The organism is Rhizobium sp. RSm-3 (assembly GCF_001854685.1).
Classification (GTDB): domain Bacteria; phylum Pseudomonadota; class Alphaproteobacteria; order Rhizobiales; family Rhizobiaceae; genus Rhizobium; species Rhizobium ecuadorense.
Map to the genome: position 1 here is coordinate 1 of NZ_MAWZ01000044.1, position 4,723 is coordinate 4,723.

Consider the following 4,723-nt stretch of genomic DNA (forward strand, 5'->3'; position numbering starts at 1 on the left):
CAAGCCAATCGCAAGCAAAATGCGCAGGGCAAACTGGAACAAAGAATTCTTCTTCCAGCTCTTTGCTCATATGCGATAGCCCTGCCCACAAGGGGAGGGGCTAACGTGCCGAACCGTTTTGCGTAACCCTTCATCGTAATTCATCGAACGGCAACAGCCAGCAAGAACTCGCCTTTTGGTCGCTGCCGGACATCACAGCATAGTCCCTCCCCCTTGTGGGGAGGGGTTGGGGAGGGGTTTTCTCCTCAACTGGCGCACGGCTTGGAATAATAAACGGTCATCAACAAGAAAAGGCCGGGACATGCCCGGCCTCTTTCTATTCCATGCGACACCGCTCAGTTGAGCCGTGTCTTGACCTGGCCGACGGCGTTGCCGAAGAGCTCGGACTGAACCTTGGCGTCGGCCTGCTTGGCGAGCACCGTTTCGGCGGCGGCGATTGCGAGATCGACAGCAGCGGAACGTACCGCCTTCATCGCCTCGGCCTCGGCCTGCTTGATCTTCTGCTCGGAAAGCGCCGTGCGGTTGGCGACGAATTCTTCCGTCTTCTTCTTTGCTTCGGCGGTCAGCATTTCGGCTTCGCGCTCGGCTGCGGCAACGATATGGGCCGCTTCGGCTTCAGCTTCCTTGCGCTTGCGCTGGTATTCGGCGAGCAGGTGCTGGGCCTCCTCGCGCAGGCGCTTGGCTTCGGCCAATTCGTTGCGGATCTGGTCGGCGCGGTCGTCGAGCGACCTTGCCATCATGCCCGGAACCTTCAGGTAAACGACCAGCGCCAGGAAGAGGACGAGGCCAACAAAGGCGAAGAAAGTTGCGTCTAAGGCAAATTCCATCGATCAAGCCTCCTTCTTGGCGGCTGCAACAGCAGCGGCGACATCGGCCTTGGCGACGGTGCCGCCGATCAGTTGATCGACCACGGCAGCCGCGGTTTCCTCGGCAATGGTGCCGACGTCGGCGAAAGCCTTTGCCTTGATCTCGCCGATGCGGAGCTCGGCAGCCTTGATCTTTTCCGACAGGCTCGCCTCGACAGCGCGGCGATCCTCTTCGGCCTTGACCTTCGCGGCGTCGCGTGCGGCGGAGCCGATCGCATTGGATTTGGCGCGGGCGGCGGCCAATTCACCTTCATAGGTCTGGACGGCAGCGTCGGCTTCCGCCTTCAGGCGGCCCGCTTCTTCCAGATCCTGGGAAATGCGCGTGTGACGCTGATCAAGGATTGCTCCGATGCGCGGCGCGATGACCTTTTGCATGAGCAAATAGAAGACGCCGAAGGTGATCACCAGCCAGAGCAGCTGGGACGCAAAGGTCGTCGAATCGAAAGGCGGGAAAGGGCCGCGGGCGTGTCCGCCTTCGGCAACACCGGTCTCGGTATGGACCTCGCCTGCGGCCGGAGCGGCATGCGCATCCGTACCCGTCGCTGCCGCCGGTGCTTCTTCAGCGTAAGCCGGGGTCACAAAAAACATTCTCACCTCCAGGTGGACTGCAAATGCAAAGGATCACGGCTTGCGGTGGCAGGCCGTGATCCATCTATTCGCCGATATCAGACGGCGAAGAGGAGGAGGAGAGCGATGAGCAGCGAGAAGATGCCCAGAGCTTCCGTAACGGCGAAGCCGAATACCAGACGGCCGAACTGGCTGTCAGCGGCAGACGGGTTGCGCAGTGCGCCGGAGAGGTAGCTGCCGAAAATATTGCCGAGGCCGAGAGCCGTACCGGCCATACCAAAGCAAGCCAGGCCTGCACCGATGTACTTTGCTGCTTCCGCTTCCATGTTGAACTCCTTTGAAATGGTTGTTGCGGCGAATGACTGACGCCCTGGAGACGTCGATGTCGTTATCCTTAGTGCCCGCCCGGATGGATTGCGTCGTTGAGGTACATGCAAGTCAGTACCGCAAAGACATAAGCCTGGAGGAAGGCGACGAGGAACTCGAGACCGGTCAGGGCGACGGTCATGATGAGGGGAAGAACGGCGCCGCCGATGCCGAGAGCACCCAGGGTTCCGAGCGAGGCGACGAAGCCTGCGAACACCTTGAGGGTAATGTGACCGGCGAGCATGTTGGCGAAGAGACGAACTGAGAGCGAAATCGGACGCGACAGGAAGGAGATGATTTCGATCGCCACCACCAGCGGCAGCAGCGCGCCCGGCACGCCGTGCGGCACGAAGAGATTGAGGAAGCCGAAGCCATGCTTATAAAAGCCGTAGACGACGACGGTGCCGATGACGAGCAAAGCAAGGGCGAAGGTCACGATGATCTGGCTGGTCACCGTGAAGAAATACGGGAACATGCCGAGCAGGTTCGCCGTCAGCACGAACATGAAGAGCGAGAAGACCAGCGGGAAGAATTTCATTCCCTGCTTGCCGGCGCCTTCCTTCAGCATGTTGGCGATGAATTCATAGGACATTTCCGCGACCGACTGCGAACGGCCCGGCACGATGGCGCGGTTCGAGGTGGCGAAATAAAGGAAGCCGACGGCAACGGCAGCCGAAGCGGCCATGAAGAGCGATGCGTTGGTGAACGAAAAATCAATTCCGCCGATTTCGATCGGCACAATCTTATGGATCAGGAACTGATGAGTCGGATCGTTAGACACCGCTTGTTCTCTCTCTTTGGCCCGCAGGACGCGGGGTCATTGCACTGGACCGGGAACCGGTCCTTATTTCTTGTCGCCCTTGTCGTCCAGGGGATGGGCCACCACCCCCGCAGAACGCAGCACGTTCAGAACGCCGGCACAGAATCCGAGAAGCAGAAGAACAATCATCCCCCAAGGCGCCGTGCCAACAAAACGGTCGAAGACATAGCCAAGGACGGCACCGACGACGATGGCGGAAATGAACTCGCTGGAAAGCTTCATCGCCTGGGCATAACCTTTGCGGCTTACCTCGGAACGAGCTTCACTTGCCTCTTCCACTTTCGCCTCGACACGCTTGGTCGCGAGTTTCGCTTCCAGTTGCGCACGGCGCTTCTCAAGACTTTCTTCGCGGTCATCCGCCATGGATCTCTCCTCGCCTGCCCGTCGCCCGCACTCCCGCTACCCCGGTCATTCGGACACCGGACGCGAAGGTTGAAACCCTTCCGGCCCGTTCTGAAGTCGCGCGCAACATAGTTTTAGGGATTGGTATAGTCAAGGCGTAGACAGTTTCTGTCCAGCCAGAAAATAATCGCGTTAAATCAAATAGATAGGCTTATTTATGGCCGATCTCTTAAATTCGATGGAAAGAATCCGCTTTTATGCCCGGCAAATCGGCTTGCCCAAGCGATTTATCTCAGCTCCAGCCGCCGCCATAAGTGCGATAGAAGACATGAAGACCGATGCGGCCGACCTTTTCCATGGTCTTTGCCCATTTCGGCCTGACATAGACGGCATGGTAGTGAGTCGCCGAGCCCACCTGCGGCAGCCAGATCTTGCCTGATGTCACCGCCATCGCCACATCGCGGGCCATCCGCCAGTGATATTGCGAGTTCACCCTGTCCTTGATGCTGTCGCAGGCAAAGGAGAACTGGCAGCGGTTGCGCCAATCCTCGTTCTGGTAGACGACGCCGCAGATGGTCTTGGGATAGGCGGGATTGCGGACGCGGTTGAGGATCACCTGGGCGACGGCCGCCTGGCCCTTCACCGATTCTCCCCGCGCCTCGAAATAGATGCCGGAGGCAAGGCACTGCTGTTCGCGGGCGGAAAAGACGCTCGGCGCCAATATGCTGGCGGCCCATGCATGGTCGCGCGGGCCGATCTCCGGAACGAAACGGCCGCTGTCCTGCTCGGTCAGGATCGAATCGAAGGGCGATTGGCGGGAATAGTCGGGTGCGGCCGGCCCGTAGGCAGTGGCCAGGATATCGGCCTTGTCGCTGGTGACGAGGCTTGCCAGCATTGCCGGCACGCCATTATCGATCACCACAGGCTGCTTCTTATAGAAAGATGTGGCGATCGCGATTTCCTTGCCCTGGATCTTCGGCTTGACGAAGGCCGACCTGTCCTTGAGATCGAAGCTCGGGGTGAAGAGCATCTTCGTGCGTTCGAGGATCGAGCCGGCGGAAAAATCCTTCGGCGGCTGCATCTTCTCGACGGCGACGACTCGGCCTTTCTTGGCGCCGCGGTTGACGCGATCCTCGTCGGGCGTGTCCTCGTGGCCTTTTTCTTTGGCGGTGCCCTTGTCCATGGAAGAGAAAGCGATCTTGCGGCCATCGGGCAGCACCATGCCGGCGCCTGACGAGATCGAGCCCGTCACTTCAGGATCGAAAAAGGTCAGTTCGGCCTGATGGATGGAGCCGGCCGGCGAATTGGTCAGCACCATGCGCCAGTTCTCCCCCTCCCGATCGAGACCGGCCAGCATGGCGGCGAGATCGGCATGAGATGGGACGCTCGGGAAGATCAGCCAGCCGGCGAGCCCGAAGATAGCGGGCGACACCCAGTTCTCGGGAAGAAGACGCAGCTTGCTACGGGAAGAGCTCTTTCGACGCAACACCAACTCCGGGCATGGAACGCGGGAACATTCCATCGAAAATCTCGCATTAACCTTGACGTCGGGTTAACGGGGCGTGCCGGAATGTGGCTATGCGAAGTTTTGCATGTTCTAATGTGGCTGAAAAATGCCGGGTGTCTGCGCCCCTTGCAAAGTCCCCTCCCCAACCCCTCCCCACAAGGGGCAGGGGAATCGCATATAAGTATTGCGTCTTTGGATGTGCTGGATTCAGTAGGGGCTTTCTCTGATTTGGGGAGAGCCGATGACTTTGTTGAT

General features: G+C 59.3%; 6 protein-coding genes. All 6 read right to left on the reverse strand.

The annotated features are described in order from the left end of the window. Positions 1-335 precede the first annotated feature (335 nt). The 6 genes from BBJ66_RS25290 to BBJ66_RS25315 all read right to left on the reverse strand — a co-directional run bounded on the left by BBJ66_RS25290 (position 336) and on the right by BBJ66_RS25315 (position 4,483). Positions 336-827 (reverse strand): F0F1 ATP synthase subunit B, encoded by a 492-nt coding sequence (locus BBJ66_RS25290; protein WP_049735971.1) that lies wholly within the window; start codon positions 825-827, stop codon positions 336-338. A gap of 3 nt (positions 828-830) precedes the next feature. Further along, on the reverse strand, positions 831-1,454 hold the full coding sequence (locus tag BBJ66_RS25295; RefSeq protein WP_049735970.1) for a F0F1 ATP synthase subunit B: 624 nt from the start codon (positions 1,452-1,454) through the stop codon (positions 831-833). A gap of 77 nt (positions 1,455-1,531) precedes the next feature. Continuing rightward, positions 1,532-1,759 carry a F0F1 ATP synthase subunit C gene (locus BBJ66_RS25300; RefSeq protein WP_007632966.1) on the reverse strand — a complete coding sequence of 76 codons (228 nt, stop codon included), beginning with the start codon at positions 1,757-1,759 and terminating at the stop codon, positions 1,532-1,534. 68 nt (positions 1,760-1,827) lie between these two features. After that, the gene (locus BBJ66_RS25305; RefSeq protein ID WP_049735969.1) at positions 1,828-2,580 is read right to left on the reverse strand and encodes a F0F1 ATP synthase subunit A; all 753 of its coding nucleotides are present in this window, start codon (positions 2,578-2,580) and stop codon (positions 1,828-1,830) included. Between the two features lie 63 nt (positions 2,581-2,643). After that, complete coding sequence (locus BBJ66_RS25310) at positions 2,644-2,982, reverse strand: AtpZ/AtpI family protein (protein WP_049735968.1); 339 nt, start codon at positions 2,980-2,982, stop codon at positions 2,644-2,646. Positions 2,983-3,253: 271 nt separating this feature from the next. Further along, positions 3,254-4,483, reverse strand: a complete 1,230-nt coding sequence (locus tag BBJ66_RS25315; RefSeq protein WP_071090654.1) for a cell wall hydrolase — start codon at positions 4,481-4,483, stop codon at positions 3,254-3,256. Positions 4,484-4,723: the final 240 nt, after the last annotated feature.

Coding starts and splice junctions, on each gene's coding strand:
- BBJ66_RS25300 (WP_007632966.1), bottom strand. CDS start 1,759: ATGGAAGCGGAAGCAGCAAAGTACATCGGTGCAGGCCTGGCTTGCTTT.
- BBJ66_RS25315 (WP_071090654.1), bottom strand. CDS start 4,483: ATGGAATGTTCCCGCGTTCCATGCCCGGAGTTGGTGTTGCGTCGAAAG.
- BBJ66_RS25290 (WP_049735971.1), bottom strand. CDS start 827: ATGGAATTTGCCTTAGACGCAACTTTCTTCGCCTTTGTTGGCCTCGTC.
- BBJ66_RS25310 (WP_049735968.1), bottom strand. CDS start 2,982: ATGGCGGATGACCGCGAAGAAAGTCTTGAGAAGCGCCGTGCGCAACTG.
- BBJ66_RS25295 (WP_049735970.1), bottom strand. CDS start 1,454: ATGTTTTTTGTGACCCCGGCTTACGCTGAAGAAGCACCGGCGGCAGCG.